Genomic DNA, 17266 nt, shown 5'->3' on the forward strand with positions numbered 1-17266 from the left:
TTCAATTGGTAAACTACTAGATTGATACATTGTTAAATTAATTTTTTAATAAAAAAATTATGAACATCTACTCATACCACGGTATCCGCCCCATTATCAAGCCCTCTGCCTATATTCATCCGCAGGCGGTCATCATTGGGAATGTGGAAATCGGTGAAGAAGTATATATCGGACCCAATGCGGTGATCCGCGGCGACTGGGGGAAAATTATCATTAAAGACGGAGCCAATGTTCAGGAAAATTGTACCCTGCATGTGTTCCCGAATATTGAAACCATTCTTGAGGAATCAGCGCATATCGGGCATGGAGCGATCATCCATTCCGGACATATCGGTAAAAACTGCCTGGTAGGAATGAATTCCGTAGTGATGGATAAAGCCATTATCGGAGATGAATGCATTATTGGAGCGCTGGCATTTGTTCCTGCAAACTTCAAATGTGAACCAAGAAAACTCATCGTAGGAAGTCCTGCGAAAATTATCCGTGACGTTTCGGATGAAATGATTCACTGGAAAACAGAAGGAACCAAGCTGTACCAACAGCTGGCTAGAGAAGGAAAAGAAGCTATTCTGCCATGTGAACCGTTCTCAGAATATGTAGAACAGACCGCGACCAAAACTGTGGATTACAGTATCTGGGCGGATTTAAAATAAACTTTTAAACCTTATTCAAAATTATAAGGTTTTATGATATAATGAAAACGAATATGATCAAAAAGATGCTCATTGCCTGTAGTATGCTGTTTGTTTTTCAATTCATGGTTTTAGCCCAGAATGAAAAAGTAAAACCGTTGACTATCGGAGAGGTCAGAACATTTAAATCTAAGATTTTAAATGAAGACAGAACTTTAAACATTTATCTGCCGCAAGGTTTTGATAAAACAAAATCATACCCGGTGATCTATCTGCTGGATGGCTCAATGAATGAAGACTTTATCCATGTTTCAGGATTAGTACAGTTCTTTAATCAAATGTATGCCATGCCGGAAACTATCGTGGTAGGAATCGCTAATATCGACAGAAAAAGAGATTTTACCTTTCATACAGATATGAAAGATTTACAGCAGGATTATCCTACAACAGGACATTCAGATAAGTTTATTGATTTTCTGGATAAAGAACTACTTCCTTACATAGGAAAGCAGTATAAAACAACAGAGAAATATGTATTCGGACAGTCACTGGGTGGGCTTCTTGCTACAGAAATCCTTTTCAAAAAGCCGGAAATGTTCAATAATTATTTTATCATCAGCCCAAGTTTGTGGTGGGATGATCAGAGTTTATTGAAACAGGCTCCGCAATGGCTTTCCAAAAGCCCGGATACGAAGAAATTTATTTACGTTTCTGTAGGAAAAGACGAACATCCTGTAATGGTAAAAGATGCGGGATCTCTTTATGATGTATTGAAGCAGGCAGGTAAAAAGAACTGGACTGTTGAATATAAAATGATGGAAACAGACAATCATGCTACCATTCTTCACAGAAGTTTGTATGAAGGACTGGTAAAATTATTCCCGTATAAAGAGCCCAAAAAGTAAACCATCAAAACACGAATCATGAGATATTTATTTTTCGCCATTTTCTTTTCAGTTTTAATCAGCGCTCAGAAAAAGCAGGATCAGAAAATTAATGTAAAGCTTAAAAATGAATTGGCCACGATTCAAAAAGATGATCAGATCTACCGTGAGCTGATGGAGTCTGACGTTTCCCAAGAGCAAAAGGAAAAGGTCATGAAAGAAAAAAATATCAGTAAGGAAGATATTACGGATAGATTATGGTCACTGATGGATGAGCAGGATAAGATTAATCTTGAAAAAGTTGAAAAAATTATTGCAGAATATGGCTATCCCGGAAAATCTCTGGTAGGAGAGCCGGAAAACGAAACCACATGGTTGGTTATTCAGCATTCTCCAAAAATTAATCAATATATGCCAATTATTAAAACGGCTGCTGATCATAAAGAAATTCCGTTTAGGTTGTATGCCATGATGCTGGACAGACAATTAATGGATGATGGGAAAGAACAGATCTATGGAACTCAGGGATTTTCTTCTTATGATGGAGAGAAAGAAAGCGAGCCTATTATCTGGCCTATTAAAGATGTTAAAAACGTAAACAAACTCAGAAAAGAAGCCGGTTTTGAAGATACGGTGGAACGTTATGCCAAGCGTCTCTATGGAAAGAGTTTTGTTTTTAAAAATTATACTTTGGATGAAGTGTTAAAGTTTGGAGGTGATAAGAAAACTGAAGAAAAACCACTCAACCTTGAGCTCAAAAAAGAGCTTGCGCAGATCTATAAAGACGATCAGATCTACCGTGAGCTGACACAACCCAACATTACACCCGAAAGAAAGGCAGAAATCATAAAAGAGAAAAACCTCTCTACAGAAGACGTGAGTACGGGGCTTATCAAATTGATGGATGATCAGGATCAGAAGAATCTGGTTAAAGTTGAAAAGATCATTGAAAAATATGGCTATCCCGGAAAATCTATGGTGGGTGAACCTGAGAATTATGCCGTATGGTATGTTATCCAGCATTCCCCTAAAATTGAGAAGTACCTTCCTCTGATCAAAAAAGCGGCCGATGAAAAAGAACTGCCGTTCAGACTCTATGCCATGATGCTGGACAGAAAGCTCATGTATGAAAATAAAGAGCAGATTTATGGAACGCAGATCCGTTCAGTTTTTTCAACAAAAAACGGGAAAACAGAAACTCTGTCATTTGTGTGGCCGATAAAAGACCCGGAGCATGTCAACGAACTGAGAAAGAATTCAGGATTTGGCAAGACCATCGAAGATTATGCTAAAGATGCAGGAGGCTTCGAATACAAAAAATATACATTGAAAGAAGCCTTGGATCTTCTTCAGAAAAAGAAATAAATGACAGATCGTCTAAAGAAATATTGGATTTTCCTGTTGATTGCCCTTATCGGAATCAATTATGCGGGATTCTATCTGTTATGGAAATCAATGGGTATTTCCGATGCGCTGGAACATGTAGAATCAGAACAGATGATCAGAAAGCTGAAACAGAAGGACTTTTTATATACTTTGTTTGCGGATGCATTCCTGATTCTGGATTTTTCTCTTATTCTGCTGTTGTTGTTTATGGGAGGAAGGAAAATAGTACAACTCATTATTAAAAAATAAAAGTCAGGTAAAAAGTTAAAAATAATATGGAAAAACTGAAAAATTACATCTACGGAGAATGGGTAGAAGGTTCCGGAAACGGAGTTCCTTTATACAATGCCGTTACAGGCGAGCAGGTTGCTGTTTCAGATACAGAAGGGCTTAATCTTGAGCAGGCTCTCGACTACGGAAGAACAGTAGGCTACAAAAACCTTTCTTCCATGACGTTTTATGACAGAGGAGAGATGCTGAAAAAAGTGGCTCTTTATCTTTTGGAAAGAAAGAAAAAATATTACGAATTATCATATAAAACCGGAGCTACCCACGCAGATTCATGGGTAGATATAGAAGGAGGTTTCGGTACTTTTTTTACCTATTCCGGGTTGGCAAAAAGAATGCTTCCCAACACTCCGTTCTGGGTGGATGGAGAAACTCAGAAAATCTCCGCGAATGGAACTTTTCTGGGAACTCACATTCTGACACCAAGCGAAGGAGTTTCTATACAGATCAATGCTTATAACTTTCCGGTTTGGGGAATGTTGGAAAAATTATCAACATCTCTGTTGGCAGGTGTTCCTTCTATTGTAAAACCATCTCCTTACGGTTCTTACCTGACGAATACTGTTTTCCAGGATATGATCGAAAGTGGAGTACTTCCGGAAGGTGCGCTTCAATTGGTTTGTGGTGAACCGGGAAATATTCTGGATTATGTTCAGGATGGAGATTCAGTATTGTTTACAGGTTCTGCCCATACTGGAAGAAAATTGAAATCAATGCCTTCTATCGCTGGAAATGCTGTACGTTTCAATATGGAAGCAGATTCTCTGAACTGTTCGATTTTAGGTCTGGATGCAAAACCGGGAACTCCTGAATTTGATCTCTTCATCAAAGAAGTACGCAATGAAATGACCACAAAAGCAGGTCAGAAATGTACGGCAATCAGAAGAATTATTGTTCCTGAACACCTGATCGGGGATGTTCAGAATGCCTTATCTAAAGCTTTAGATCAAACCAAAATCGGAAACCCGTTGAGCAGAGAAACCAGAATGGGGTCATTGGTAGGAAAACAGCAGTACGATGAGGTCGTTAGAAAAGTAAATATTTTAAAATCAGAAACAGAATTAGTTTACGACGGAAAGCATGAACTTGTAGATGCAGACTATGATAACGGTGCATTCATGAGCCCAAAACTGTTCTTAAACGATAAACCTTTCGAGAAAAACATCTCTCACGATGTAGAAGCGTTCGGACCGGTTTCTACGTTAATGCCTTACAAAGATGCCGAAGAAGCTGCGGCTCTTGCTAAAAGAGGAAAAGGAAGCTTGGTAGGATCTATTATTTCCCACGACGAAACCTTTATCGCAGAAACTTCATGGAAAATGGCTTCCCAGCACGGTAGAATTTTTGTGCTGAACAGAGACAACGCCAAAGAAAGTACAGGTCACGGTTCTCCGCTGCCTACTTTGATGCATGGTGGTCCGGGAAGAGCTGGTGGAGGCGAGGAAATGGGTGGACTGAACGGTCTTCATTTCTTCCTGCAGAAAACAGCGATTCAGGGTTCTCCGGATGTATTGAAGGCGATTACAAAAGTATATCAGCAGGGTGCAGAGAAAAAATTCTCAGACAAACATCCGTTCCAGAAATATTTCGAAGAAGTTGAGGTAGGAGATTCATTGGAAACAGCCGGAAGAACGGTTACTGATGCAGATATCGTTAATTTCTCCAATGTTTCTTGGGATCATTTTTACGCTCATACAGATGCTACAAGCTTAACCGGAACTATTTTCGATAAAACAGTGGCTCACGGATATTTCATCCTTTCTGCAGCAGCAGGGCTGTTCGTTTCAGGGAAAAAAGGTCCGGTTATCGCAAACTACGGATTGGAAAACTGTTCATTCTTTAAACCTGTTTACGCTGGGGATACTATCACAGTCTATTTAACGGCAAAAGAAAAAATAAACAGAGGCGTAAAAGGAAGAAACATTCCTTCCGGCGTTGTAAAATGGCTGGTGGAAGTTGTTAACCAGAGAGATGAGATCGTTTGTGTAGCGACCATCTTAACATTGGTGGCAAAACAATCTCCTTTCATCGATCTGAATGTGAAAAATGTTCAGAAGATATTGGGTGGTTTAACAGAAACGACATCGTCAAACTGGGGTGAAATGTCTCCTCAGCAAATGATCGAACACTTGGAACATGGAGTTCTGGTAAGTTTAGGCGAACCGGAAGCAGACAAATGCTTTACACCGGAAGAGCAATTGGAAAAATGGCAGGACTCTCTTTATAACCACAGAAAAATGCCGAAAGATTTCCCTGCTCCATTCCTGGCTGAGGATGAAACCTTACTGGAATTAAAGCATAAAAATCTGGATGCTGCCAAGCAGTCTTTCCTGGATAACTTACAGAGATTTACAGTCTATTACAGAGAAAATCCACAGGCTGAGCATATGAACTTCGTGTTCGGAAAACTGAATAAAGAAATGTGGGAGCTGATGCACAAAAAGCATTTTACGCACCACTTTGAGCAGTTTGGATTGATTTGATTCAAAATATAATATAAATTTATAATCCCTTTTGGTTTTTACTGAAAGGGATTTTTTAATGGTCCTTGCCAAGGGTTAATAAGTCATCCGATTAAAATAAAGTTTATAGTAAAATTAGTAACTTTAATAGGCGAAATCCGAAAAGCATATAGAGTAGGAAAAAAACATTAAAAACTAATTGCTATGAAAAATTTAAAAAAACTTTCAAGAAACCAATTGAGATCTGTTAAAGGTGCCGGTCCAAACTGGGCTTGTTTGCCTAATTCTTGCCCTCCGGGAAGTTGTTGTCTCCCTGGAAGATGGCCGGATATTCCAAGAGCATGTTATATATGTGCTGATTCTTAAAATTAAATATAAATTGATAGTCCCTTTCGGTTTTACTGAAAGGGATTTTTTAATGATCCTTGATAAGATTTTAGACCTCAACAATGATGAAAAATCTTAGTTCAGAAAAGGATTTTATTAAAAATGATAGTTACTTTTACAATAAAATCAGAAATTTCATTTATTTAAAACAAGATATGGAACTACAATTTTTCAAAGACTTTGATTTTACGGATTTCTGGAATGAAAGCAGCTATTCCGTAAGAGATTATATAGAACCGTTTCCGGATGATGAGCTCATTGCTTCCGTAGAAGAAGAGCTTGGCTACAAACTCCCTGCTTCTTATATCGAACTGATGAGACTGCAGAACGGCGGGTTGGTCGAAAAATCCTGCTTTCCTACGTCAGAAGAGAATTCCTGGGCGGATGATCATATTGCCATTACCGGAATTATGGGAATCGGAAGAGAGAAAACCTATTCCATTTGCGGAGAACTCGGAAGCCAATTCATGATCGATGAGTGGGGGTATCCGGCAATCGGTATCTATATCTGCGACTGTCCTTCAGCTGGGCATGATATGGTCTTGCTGGATTATTCCAATTGCGGAAAAGATGGCGAACCTGAAGTGGTTCACATTGATCAGGAAGATGATTATAAAAAGATATTTCTGGCCAAAGACTTTGAAACTTTCATAAAAGGGCTGAAAGATGAAGATGAATTTGACGGGGAATAAATAAACAAGTATTTTTAAACTTTAAATTAAGATCACAAAAAATAAAAACAATGAACGAAAGCTGGATGCAAAAATGGGAAGAGGTAAAAGATATTCTTATCTGTCCTGTAGATTTGGAAACCTATTTTACCTCGGATGAAATTCTGGAGCAAAAAATGGAGGTGATGGAGATTGGTAATGTTTCCCTGCCATCCGGAAAAGTGATCGTACGGGATCCTTTGGTATTTTTGAATGCGGGAGAAAAGCCCTATTTCGTACAGGCTCCCAAAGGAGATTTTCCCGTAAAAATTGCGTTGGTAAAGTCAGAGGAATGGGGTGATCGTTATGCTGCTGTGAAAGTGGAATTCACCAAAGAAAAACCTGTCCTTTACAGAGAAGCGCTTATCGGGATTGAAAATCTTGAAGATTTAAATGAAGGTGATTATTTCGGATTCATGGTAGATGCCGGATTGGGTTGCATTACAGATGCGGAGGTACTTCCTTATTTTGATAAGTTTCTTACTGAAGTGAATGTCGAAAACGTTTATGATGATTATTTTGCAGAGCAGTTTGCACAGAGTTACCAGGAGCATCCACAAAACCAGAGAGAACTGGGAGACTGGATCAATTGGAAAATTCCCAATACAGAATATCATATTCCTATGTTTGCAAGCGGTTTCGGAGACGGAGGTTATCCTGTTTATTTTGCGTACGATGAAAAAGGGGAGATCTGCGGATTGTATATCCAGTTTATCGATATAGAACTGGCACTATCTGATGATGAAGACGAAGAGAATGAATAAAACGTTCGCCGATAAAGTCATAGAATTCAATAAAAACCTTCAGTTTTCAGGAAACCTTCCTGAAGGCTTCGAGGCCATGAATCCGTATCTGGACAATCCCGAAACGATGATCGTCATGGAGGAATTTTATCACAAATACTACAATGATATCAGCCCAAGGAAATTCATGATCGGGATCAATCCCAGCCGACATGGAGCAGGAGTGACAGGTGTTCCGTTTACCGATACCAAAAGACTGGAAGCTGTTTGCGGAATTAAAATGCAATCGGCTCACACCCATGAAGTTTCCTCGGTTTTCATATATGATATGATTACTGAATATGGTGGGGCATATGAATTCTACAAAGATGTTTATATCAATTCGCCTTTTCCGCTGGCTATTGTAAGAAAAACAAAAACCGGCTGGCTGAATGCGAATTATTATGATGATAAAAAGCTCTTTGAAACGGTAAAAGATTTTATGATCGATTCTCTGAAGAAGCATATCAGTCTGGGCGTGGACACCTCCGAAGTTTTTGTGCTAGGAAAAAAGAATTCAGAATTTATTTCAGCATTGAATAAAGAGGCCCAGTTATTTGAAAAGATGACTGTTCTTGAACATCCCAGATATATTCAACAGTATAAAACAAAAGAAAAACAACTGTATATTGACAAATATATTTTAGCATTGAAAAAATAAAAATTCCCTGATCATTCAGGGAATTTTTCATTTATGTATTAGAATCTATTCGCAGTATAAACCACTTATGGAATTTATTTTTTGATGATCTTTGAAGATCCGGATGAAGTTTTGAGGATATAAACGCCATTCGGAAGTTCCGAGATATCTGTTTGATTAGCTCCTTTTTTCATTTCCAGGTTTTTCAGCAGTTTACCATCTTGGCTGTAAATTTTAGCTTGGACATTATTTTCCGTTGTAATCGAAAAAGGTCCGCTGGTAGGATTAGGATAAATACGCATACCTTTTTGTGAAGCAGCAGCTTCATTCGTTGCCAGTACAATACCCGTGTCTTTTACCCATGTGAAAGCATCCAGTCCTGCATATCTGAAATTCCCGCCTAATGTAATCCGTAGCTCATCAATGATTATGTTCGAATAATTCTGACCATTCAGATTGGTCATGTCAATAAGAGTATATCCATTAGTGGAGCCCAGTGATGTTGTAAAACCGGTCGTTTTTGTCTGTGTAAACTTCGTGATACCGCTTAGCTTTCCCGTAATGGTAAGGGTACCGGATACACTCAGATCCAGATTAAGAGCAGACAGATACATCCAGAACCGGTTTACCTTAAACAGATTAGATGTGGTTTTAATGCTGAAAGACGGTGGTGATGCAGCATCGTTGGAGTTGTCAATATATCTGTTGTCAACAGATGTTCCATTCCAGCCAGTACCCGGGTAGTTAGCCTGAATATCAAAAGTTCCTACATGAGAGATAACATTGAATATTACTCCGTTATCAGTAAAACTCGGACTTCCGTGTGATTCCGTTTCAAATTGCTCCGTACTGGTCTGTCCAAAAGAAAATAAGGAGATGAACAGACTACAGATGGTTAAAAAAATAGATCTTTTCATGATTTAGGTTTTAAATAGGTTGTTTTTTAGTCACGTGGAGGATAAATTCCCTCTACACAAATGATATAATTAAGCCCTAAATAAGGCGGCATATTATTCATCGGAAGATTCTGTCCAATGTAGGAGATAGATCTTGCATTAAGAGTAGTATCAGGATCAGCCTGTACAAAGCTTGGAATCGCCGTAAAATCTCTTCCTACCTGGTTTCCTGTAATGGCAATAGAGGTGTTAGCCGATGGAGCAGGCACGGTTGCATTGGCATTAGCTACCTTCAGTTGAAACCCTGCACCTATACTTGGAAGGTTCTGTACCATAATTGTATTTAGTGTAGTTCCAGCAACGACTCCCAGAGGATAATATTCATTAGAGTTTGCATTCCCTGCTCCTATGGCCATTCTTCCTTTTAGGTTGGGAAGGGCGAAAGTAGTGACTCCGTCACCGCCGTAAGTAGTTCCCAAAATTGAAAATAATGCAGAATTGGTTGAAATTCTTAATAAGCTTCCATCACAGAACAACCAGCCTCTAGGGGCAAAATTGCCTGCAAATAATTTTACAATTCCAATGTACTCTTCCATGATAATAGTTTTTCAGTTGTTAAAATTTCCTACTCTTTTTTGGCTTTTCGGATTTCGCCTGTGGTTGTTAGTTTGTATTAGTCAAAGGAACAATATATAAGAGGGCATTACTAGAGTAGAAAATACCAAATTAGAGAGTCCGTATTTTTACGTAATGGATCTCTGCATTTCCTTTTCACAGAGAATTTATGGGACTAAAAAGAACAGATATAATATGGGAATGTTTAAGCTGTAATTAGTATTTTTGTAACAATCCAATTAAAATAAAAATGAACGAATTCGTAGTATCAGAAATTAAAAACAGTATCGCCGAAATTACCTTTGGAACCCCAAAAAGCAACTCGCTTCCGGGAACTATTTTAGAAAAGCTGGCCCAAAGCATTCTGGATGAGGGTGCTAAAGAAGAAGTAAAAGCTATTTTAGTAAAAAGTGATGGTGAAAAAGCATTCTGCGCAGGAGCAAGCTTCGATGAGCTTTTAGCTATTGAAGAGCTGCAGGCCTCTACGAAATTTTTCGGTGGATTTGCAAAAGTTCTAAATGCGATGAGAAACTGCGGAAAAATAGTGGTAGTAAGAGTTCAGGGAAAAACAACCGGTGGAGGAGTAGGAATAGCTTGTGGGGCAGATTACTGTTTTGCAACTAAAGATTCAGCTTTAGCGCTTACAGAAATTAATCTGGGAATCGGGCCTTTCGTGATCGGGCCTTACGTAGAAAGAAAAATCGGAAAATCACAGTTCTCTGCAATGGCTATTGATGCAGATTTCAGATCCGCAGAATGGGCAGAGCAGCACAATGTTTATCATTCCGTTTCTGAAAATATTGAAGAAATGGATAGCAAGCTGGAAAATTTTTTACAGACTTTAGCTTCGAGGAGCAGTGAAGCATTATCATTAATTAAGAAAGTATCCTGGGAAGGTACGGATCATTTCAATGAGCTGATGCCTGCCAGAATTCATATGAGTGCAAGTCTTATTCTTGAAGATTCTGCAAAGAAAAGCATTGAATCTATTAAAGAGAAATTGAGAGTAAAATAATTTTTGCTTAACATAATATTAAAACCGCTAATCATTTTAGCGGTTTTTTTATAATCATTCACAACTCCCAAATAGAAAGAAGTTTTTTACCGTATTTTAAATATGTAATCTCTACTTTTGTTCCTTTCTGATACCGCGCATAAACTTCTGGGTCAACTTCAAGTCTTATTTTATCATTTTTTGATTTCCCGGCAAAAGTTAGGTATTCGCCATACTTTGTTTTGTCGCGGTTAATAATAATGCTTATCAATTTATTTTTTCCATGGATTTTATCTTTTTTCCAATTTCGTCTGTCATAGCCGGTTACTAAGAAAGAAATCAGATAAGCGAAACCAAACAGAGCCAATCCTCCGGCGGCAAATAAGATATAATCATAGTATTTGAATTTGCTGAAACTTTCTATACAGAAAATGGGGATTGCCATAGTAAAGAGTGTACAAAAAGCCAGTATAGTTGGTATTAATTTAGCAAGCTTTTTTTGACCTTCTTCAATTTTTTTGATCTCTGAATCACTCAAGGAAATATTTTCCTGTAATTGTATTTGAGAATAGTCTATCAAAATTTCGGTCATAGCAGGTTATTTGTATGTTCATAAAACTTTTGAAGATTCTAATTCTATTTTCTTAAAGTTAATAATTGTATTGAATTTGCTGAGAAAAAATTATCATTAAAATGTAAAAAAATAATTGGCAGATTAAAAATAAATTATAACTTTGTAATTCAAAGTTCTTTTTATGGATTCGAAAAATTATCACGAAGACTTGTCACATATCCGTTCCATGATGGAGCGGTCTTCCAGATTTATTTCATTGAGCGGACTGTCCGGAGTTTTTGCCGGTTTGGCTGCACTGATTGGTGCAGGATACGTTTATTTTATTTTCCAAAGAGAAGGAATTGATTACTTAGATGGCGACAGAAATTTCTTTAGCCCGGCATTGGTCCGGGAACTTGTAATCGTAGGAACTGTGATTTTATTGACAGCTGTACTCAGCGGATATATTTTTACAGCCAATAAAAGCAAAAAGAAAGGCCTAAAAATCTGGGACAGTACAACCAAACGTTTGCTGTTAACCTTTGCCGTTCCTTTGGTGACGGGTGGGATTTTCTGTCTTGCACTTCTTTTTCATCATCTATTTGTTTGGATAGCGCCGGCTACCTTGATATTTTATGGAATTGCTCTGGTCAGTGCAGAAAGATATACTTTAACGGATATTAAATATTTAGGCTATTGTCAAATTGTTCTGGGATTGATCTCTCTTTTCTTCTTAGGATGGGGGCTTGTATTTTGGGCCATCGGTTTTGGGATTTTACATATTGTGTATGGTCTGATCATGCATAAAAAATATAAATAAAGATTAAATTTGCAGCTTTTGTGGGAACAGCTTCTCTAAAACTGCAGTTAGCGACTTATTATGATAAAAATAAATCAACTCAATAAAGAATTCGAAAGCCGTGTAAGACTGGGGATAATGTCCGTTCTTATGGTCAACGACTGGGTTGATTTTTCAGAAATGAAGGGGCTTTTAGAAATTACAGATGGTAATCTTGCCAGCCACAGCAATGCTTTGGAGAAAGCTGGATATATCGAAGTGAAAAAAGAGTTCGTAGGCAAAAAACCCAAAACTTCTTATCGTGTTACACAGAACGGAAGACAGGCTTTTAACGAACACCTGGATGCTCTTGAAAAATTATTAGGAAGGTAAATCCTATATTTTTTTGAAAATTAACTTTGAAATACAAAGTACTTTATATATTTAAAATTAAAAAAAATGATGACACAAAAACAAAAAACAATTCTTATTTATGCTACACCAGCGGTTTTATTATGCATTCCATTATTGGGGAATATGTTCTCTGAAGAATTCGACTGGTCACCGGGAGATTTTGTAATCGGTGCTGTTTTGCTCTTTGGAACGGCTTTTATCATCGATTTGATTCAGCGTATCATTAAAAATAAAACGTACAAAATTCTGTTAGGCGGGGCCGTTCTTATACTGCTGTTGCTTGTCTGGGCAGAATTGGCAGTAGGCATTTTCGGAACTCCTTTCGCCGGAAATTAATTGTATAGAATCTAAAGCGATGAAAAGAAAGCATTTTCTCAAGCGGCTTTTTCAGCTTTCAACAGTAGGAGCGTTCCCTTTTCTGTATTCGTGGCAGGTAGAACCTTTCTGGGTAGAATTTGTACAGAAAAATTTACCTATAAAGAATCTGCCCAAATCTTTGGAAGGAAAAATCTTAATGCAGATATCAGATCTGCATGTAGGAGACCGTTTCGACTGGAGTTTTCTGATCGAATCTTTTCAAAAAGCACAAAAGTTTAATCCGGATTTTGTCGTCTACACCGGAGATTTTGTGAATCATGGAACTGCAGAAGAGCAGGAAGATCTGAAAAAAGTAATGAAGAATGCTGTCTACGGAAAGCTGGGAACCTTCGGAATACTGGGGAACCACGATTACGGAAAGAACTGGGGTGATATTATTTGCTCAGAAAATATCTGTCAAATTCTCAGAGATTTTGGAATCAGTATGCTTAAAAATAGCAGTGAAGAAAGCCACGGACTGAATTTTATAGGATTTGAAGATATGTGGTCACCTAATTTCCATCCGCAGGAAGTAATGAATGATTATGACCCTTCAAAAGCCAATATTATACTCTGCCATAATCCGGATGCCTGCGACAGAGATATATGGAACGGATATCAGGGCTGGATTCTAAGCGGACATACTCATGGAGGACAATGCAGAATTCCGGGCGTTGTCACGCCGGTACTTCCTGTTGAAAATAAAAAGTATATATCAGGGGAAATAGATCTCCAGGATGGAAGGATGCTGTACATCAACCGGGCTATTGGCCATTCTTTCCAGATAAGATTTATGGTACGTCCGGAAATTACCGTCTTTACTTTAACTCAAGCTTAAAATACGATATAGATGAAAGATCATCAAATAATAAACATCGGGAAATATATTTTCGGATTATGCTTTCTGCTAGGAAATATTTGTCTTTTCGGCTATTTAATAACAAAAAATGATGGTTTTGTAGCCTGTGGTTATATGCTCCTAACTTGGGGAACTATTGTAAACCTACTCTTTGTGATTGGATTATTGATTTATGGAATTGCCAGTCAATCTAAACTTAAAGCTTGTCTCAAAGCTATTGGTCTTCTTCTCATCAATATTCCCCTAGCATACCTTTATGCTTTAATAGGAATTAATTTAATATTTAAATAATACATTATGAAAAAAGTACGTGTTCAATTTCTGCTTTTTGTCTATGATAAAACCCAGAAACTTTACAGAAAATATTTTAAAAAGAAAAAGAGACAATGGCAGTTCAATGAAGAACAGCTCCTCAAATTTCAGGAAGATTCTCTCGGAAGAAAACTGGGAGAATTCTATAAAAAACATGGGTTTTCAATGATTCCCAAAATGGAAAACCATGATGTACATCACATGATTACCGGATGCGGAACCCAATTCGAAGATGAAATCGCCATGCAGTATCTTCTCCTTGGAAACGGTAAGCTCAATGCTCATCTCCTTGCAGCCGTTGTATTGGGTACATTTATTCTTCCGGAATACATGAAACTATATATGAAAGCATACAGAAAAGGGCAGAGCATGAGACCATTTTATCACTGGGATTTTGAAAGCCTGCTGTGGCAGAATTTCGACCATCTGAAGGATTATATTCAACAGAAAGAAACGCCAGCATTATTTTAAAGATCAATCATGAATAAATTGAAATTCAGTACGCTAGGCAGAAATACTTTTCTGATCTCTTTTTTATCAGGAACTTTATTACTGGTATCTTATCTGATAACGGGTGCAGATTTTCTCGTAATATCCGGATTCTATTTCGTGATCATTGCAGTAGTGGTCAATATCTTTATTCTGTTGTATGAGCTTTTAGAATTCCTGACCAATATTCCTGATAGAAAATCCTCCGGAAATTCTGTACTGCTCCTCCTGGTCAATATTCCCGTCACCATTCTCTATATCTGCATCCTCTTTAATTTCGAATTGTAAATTTTTCAATTCTTGAATCTTTAAATTATCAAATCTTTTCCATCATGAAAACACATCATTATATATTTCTTACAGCCGCTTTGTTTGTCATTGTCTTCTATGATCAGGACATGGGACTGAATCTCGGTATTCTGGGTATCGTTTATGCATTGCTGACCTTGTATAAAACTCCTGAAAGAAACAGGACCAGAACCTTTCTGATACTTTTCGTTACAAGTATTGTGTCAAGTTTTGCTTTTGCATGGTTCAGAGACTTTCCATCCCTGTTGGCGGTTGTAAGTTCCCTTCTGTTATTAGGCTATCGCTCAAAAAACAGAAAGCTGAAAATACTTTTCCTCATTCCTGTATTTATCATCAACAGCTTTACTGCTCTTTTCCGGTTTTTCAGCTTTGATTCATGGCTGCCGAAAAAGAATATTTCAGGTGTATGGCAGAAAACCTTAGCGTTCATCCTTATTCCTCTATTGTTTATCTCTATATTTTTCGGGATATATTCTGTGGGGAGTGACCATTTTGCGGCTGTCTTCAGAGATTACGAGCTGGATATTAATATATGGCAGGTACTGGTTCTTTCAGTTTTGGGCTTTTTTATTGCTTTCAATTACTGGAACTATGCAGTAGAAAGGTTGATATACAAAAAGAATTCTCTGCTGGATGATAACTTTCCGGATAATTATAAGGTACAGAAATCAACGTATTCCTTTCTTGATCTGGATGCAGAGAGAACCAGCGGTGTCATTTCCTTCTTTTGCCTGAATATTTTGCTCGTATTTTTTATTATTACTTACAATTATGAGCAGTTTTATGAAATTTCAAAAACTCCCGTTCAGCTTTCAGAAGAGACCCATGAAAGAGTGAATGCTGTGATCATGTCTATCATTATGGCCGTATTGGTGATTATGTTCTATTTTAAATCAGGCTTTAATTTTGATCCTAAAGCTAAGCTGATGAAGCTTCTGGCCAGGATCTGGATCATCCTGAATGCTATTCTTGTATTTTCTGCAGCATTGAAAAACTATGAATATATAATCAGTTATGGGTTTACCTACAAAAGACTCGGCGTGTTTGCTTTTCTCCTGTTAGCACTCATCGGGCTGGCTCTTACCTTCATTAAAATTCAGAAGAAAAAAAGAAATGCATTCCTGTTCAATACAATGATCTGGTATTTTTATGGAACAATTTTAGCATGCAGTTATGTGAACTGGGGTGGAATTATTACCTCCCAGAATATGAAGCGTAAAGATTTTGCAGTAAACTATCACTTTGAACAAATTAACTTCAGTGAAAGAGGACTGTTGAAATATGCAGAAGAAAAAAATGATCTGCAGCTTAAAAAGAAAGTATTGGAAAAAGCCAAACAAGAAAAATCCAAACCTTTCCTTTCAAAGATCCTTTACTTTGAAACATTAAAAGATTAATTATTATGAAAAAATCCTTATTGTTAATTCCATTGATTATTATTTCATGTAAAAAAGAACCTGCTGTAACAGAAACCCCGGACAGGGACTCTACTATAGTCACAGAAATGCCGGACTCTACAGAGAAAAAAGATTCTGCAGCCCTTAGAAAGAAAGATTCAATCATTAACAATGCTCCTGTCACCAAAGAAGTACTGCGTAAAGGCGTGATGAGAAGCGAAAAAGAGGGGCAGATTATAAGAACAGCAGATGCATCGCAGCTCCCTTTCACATTGGGGGAAGAATTTACAAAAGATGGTCAGGAACTGGTTTTAAAACTGACCCATTATGACAAACCTACTATTAAAGCAACAATTTCGACCAATGAAAAAGACTTTAATATAAGATTCAACCAGATTAAGCTTCCAAACGGAGATTATGACGGGCCATTCGGAAGAGAAATCACCTACGAAACCAAAGGCAAAGGCGAAGTATGGCTAATCATAGGCAAAAGTAATATGGCTTCTGGAAACACGAAAGGAGGTTTTAATGTAAGTGTTGAGTAAGATTGACCATTTTGGTATAATTTCTGCAAACTCAATATCAATACTAAAGTTTAAAATTATGAAAAATATATTTTTAATGACAGCGGCAGTTTCAGCAATAGCAGTAAGTTGTGGAACTGTACAGTCACTGGTTCAGAACACATTCCCTTATACAGCTACTGTTTTGGTTTCTACGGGAGTGCCTGCCGACAAAGAAGTGTCCTCTACGGCTACCGCCACCAATGTACAGACTTGGTTTGGAGGAAATAATAATGCGAAAATCAAAGATGTAAGAATCTCCGATGCTAAAATCTCTGTAGCTTCTCCTTCAGGCGGAAACCTGAGTGCGCTTAAATCCGTAAAAGTGTATGTTTCGTCCAATGGAACAGGTGAAAAGCTTATTGCTTCACGTTCCAATATTACAACAGATTCTTCCAGCTTAAATCTGGACCTTAATGATACAGGTTATCTGGATGAGGTAGTAAAAAGCACAGGCCTTACAGTAAGAACAGTGTATGAGCTGAAAAACCAGACAAGTTCAGATATGACACTTAAAATAGCACTTAATTTCAATAGCGTTCCTGCGCAGTAATTTTTT

The 17266-nt window shown here is 37.6% G+C and carries 23 protein-coding genes; 20 read left to right on the forward strand and 3 right to left on the reverse strand.

Going from position 1 to position 17266, the window contains the following annotated elements:
• Window positions 1-59 precede the first annotated feature (59 nt).
• The 9 genes from LC418_RS05065 to LC418_RS05100 all read left to right on the forward strand — a co-directional run bounded on the left by LC418_RS05065 (window position 60) and on the right by LC418_RS05100 (window position 8192).
• Window positions 60-653, forward strand: a complete 594-nt coding sequence (locus LC418_RS05065; RefSeq protein ID WP_223558308.1) for an acyltransferase — start codon at window positions 60-62, stop codon at window positions 651-653.
• 41 nt (window positions 654-694) lie between these two features.
• The gene (locus LC418_RS05070; RefSeq protein ID WP_223558309.1) at window positions 695-1537 is read left to right on the forward strand and encodes an alpha/beta hydrolase; all 843 of its coding nucleotides are present in this window, start codon (window positions 695-697) and stop codon (window positions 1535-1537) included.
• A gap of 18 nt (window positions 1538-1555) precedes the next feature.
• Window positions 1556-2881, forward strand: a complete 1326-nt coding sequence (locus LC418_RS05075; protein WP_223558310.1) for a DUF6624 domain-containing protein — start codon at window positions 1556-1558, stop codon at window positions 2879-2881.
• The gene (locus LC418_RS05080) at window positions 2882-3151 is read left to right on the forward strand and encodes a hypothetical protein (RefSeq protein WP_223558311.1); all 270 of its coding nucleotides are present in this window, start codon (window positions 2882-2884) and stop codon (window positions 3149-3151) included. It abuts the gene before it with no gap.
• Window positions 3152-3177: 26 nt separating this feature from the next.
• On the forward strand, window positions 3178-5673 hold the full coding sequence (gene paaZ, locus LC418_RS05085; RefSeq protein ID WP_223558312.1) for a phenylacetic acid degradation bifunctional protein PaaZ: 2496 nt from the start codon (window positions 3178-3180) through the stop codon (window positions 5671-5673).
• Between the two features lie 183 nt (window positions 5674-5856).
• The gene (locus LC418_RS21070) at window positions 5857-6018 is read left to right on the forward strand and encodes a bacteriocin-like protein (RefSeq protein WP_157967948.1); all 162 of its coding nucleotides are present in this window, start codon (window positions 5857-5859) and stop codon (window positions 6016-6018) included.
• A gap of 176 nt (window positions 6019-6194) precedes the next feature.
• Window positions 6195-6731 (forward strand): SMI1/KNR4 family protein, encoded by a 537-nt coding sequence (locus LC418_RS05090; protein ID WP_111957435.1) that lies wholly within the window; start codon window positions 6195-6197, stop codon window positions 6729-6731.
• A gap of 50 nt (window positions 6732-6781) precedes the next feature.
• Window positions 6782-7513, forward strand: a complete 732-nt coding sequence (locus LC418_RS05095) for a DUF4241 domain-containing protein (protein ID WP_223558313.1) — start codon at window positions 6782-6784, stop codon at window positions 7511-7513.
• A complete protein-coding gene (locus LC418_RS05100) occupies window positions 7506-8192 on the forward strand; it encodes an SMUG2 DNA glycosylase family protein (RefSeq protein ID WP_223558314.1) in 687 nt (228 codons plus the stop codon). The genes LC418_RS05095 and LC418_RS05100 overlap by 8 nt, the downstream gene beginning before the upstream one ends.
• Window positions 8193-8266: 74 nt before the next feature.
• Here LC418_RS05100 and LC418_RS05105 read toward each other — a convergent pair whose 3' ends face one another.
• Window positions 8267-9088, reverse strand: a complete 822-nt coding sequence (locus LC418_RS05105) for a T9SS type A sorting domain-containing protein (protein ID WP_223558315.1) — start codon at window positions 9086-9088, stop codon at window positions 8267-8269.
• A gap of 26 nt (window positions 9089-9114) precedes the next feature.
• Window positions 9115-9663: a phage tail protein gene (locus LC418_RS05110; RefSeq protein WP_111957337.1), complete on the reverse strand. Its 549-nt coding sequence runs from the start codon at window positions 9661-9663 to the stop codon at window positions 9115-9117.
• A 269-nt stretch (window positions 9664-9932) separates the two neighbouring features.
• On the opposite strand from LC418_RS05110, the gene LC418_RS05115 reads away from it, so the two are divergent.
• Window positions 9933-10697, forward strand: coding sequence for an enoyl-CoA hydratase/isomerase family protein (locus tag LC418_RS05115; RefSeq protein WP_223558316.1), 765 nt, complete (start codon window positions 9933-9935; stop codon window positions 10695-10697).
• A 58-nt stretch (window positions 10698-10755) separates the two neighbouring features.
• Here the strand turns inward: LC418_RS05115 and LC418_RS05120 are convergent, their stop codons facing one another.
• Window positions 10756-11256 carry a hypothetical protein gene (locus LC418_RS05120; RefSeq protein ID WP_223558317.1) on the reverse strand — a complete coding sequence of 167 codons (501 nt, stop codon included), beginning with the start codon at window positions 11254-11256 and terminating at the stop codon, window positions 10756-10758.
• Window positions 11257-11431: 175 nt separating this feature from the next.
• Here LC418_RS05120 and LC418_RS05125 point away from each other — a divergent pair, with 175 nt between their 5' ends.
• From LC418_RS05125 to LC418_RS05170, 10 genes are all read left to right on the forward strand, one after another.
• Window positions 11432-12049: a hypothetical protein gene (locus LC418_RS05125; protein ID WP_111957347.1), complete on the forward strand. Its 618-nt coding sequence runs from the start codon at window positions 11432-11434 to the stop codon at window positions 12047-12049.
• A gap of 60 nt (window positions 12050-12109) precedes the next feature.
• A complete protein-coding gene (locus LC418_RS05130; RefSeq protein WP_223558318.1) occupies window positions 12110-12400 on the forward strand; it encodes a winged helix-turn-helix domain-containing protein in 291 nt (96 codons plus the stop codon).
• Between the two features lie 66 nt (window positions 12401-12466).
• A complete protein-coding gene (locus tag LC418_RS05135) occupies window positions 12467-12757 on the forward strand; it encodes a hypothetical protein (protein WP_223558319.1) in 291 nt (96 codons plus the stop codon).
• Between the two features lie 19 nt (window positions 12758-12776).
• Window positions 12777-13616, forward strand: coding sequence for a metallophosphoesterase (locus LC418_RS05140; RefSeq protein ID WP_223558320.1), 840 nt, complete (start codon window positions 12777-12779; stop codon window positions 13614-13616).
• A 12-nt stretch (window positions 13617-13628) separates the two neighbouring features.
• Window positions 13629-13928 carry a hypothetical protein gene (locus LC418_RS05145; protein WP_223558321.1) on the forward strand — a complete coding sequence of 100 codons (300 nt, stop codon included), beginning with the start codon at window positions 13629-13631 and terminating at the stop codon, window positions 13926-13928.
• Window positions 13929-13934: 6 nt separating this feature from the next.
• Entirely contained in the window at window positions 13935-14420 is a 486-nt protein-coding gene (locus LC418_RS05150) for a ubiquinone biosynthesis protein COQ4 (protein WP_223558322.1), read from the forward strand.
• 9 nt (window positions 14421-14429) lie between these two features.
• Window positions 14430-14726 (forward strand): hypothetical protein, encoded by a 297-nt coding sequence (locus LC418_RS05155; protein ID WP_223558323.1) that lies wholly within the window; start codon window positions 14430-14432, stop codon window positions 14724-14726.
• A 44-nt stretch (window positions 14727-14770) separates the two neighbouring features.
• Complete coding sequence (locus LC418_RS05160; protein ID WP_223558324.1) at window positions 14771-16144, forward strand: DUF4153 domain-containing protein; 1374 nt, start codon at window positions 14771-14773, stop codon at window positions 16142-16144.
• Window positions 16145-16149: 5 nt separating this feature from the next.
• Window positions 16150-16689 carry a hypothetical protein gene (locus LC418_RS05165; protein ID WP_111957361.1) on the forward strand — a complete coding sequence of 180 codons (540 nt, stop codon included), beginning with the start codon at window positions 16150-16152 and terminating at the stop codon, window positions 16687-16689.
• Between the two features lie 58 nt (window positions 16690-16747).
• Entirely contained in the window at window positions 16748-17260 is a 513-nt protein-coding gene (locus tag LC418_RS05170) for a hypothetical protein (protein ID WP_111957363.1), read from the forward strand.
• The last annotated feature ends 6 nt before the right edge of the window (window positions 17261-17266 follow it).

This window comes from Chryseobacterium lathyri (genome assembly GCF_019970085.1).
Classification (GTDB): Bacteria; Bacteroidota; Bacteroidia; order Flavobacteriales; family Weeksellaceae; genus Chryseobacterium; species Chryseobacterium lathyri.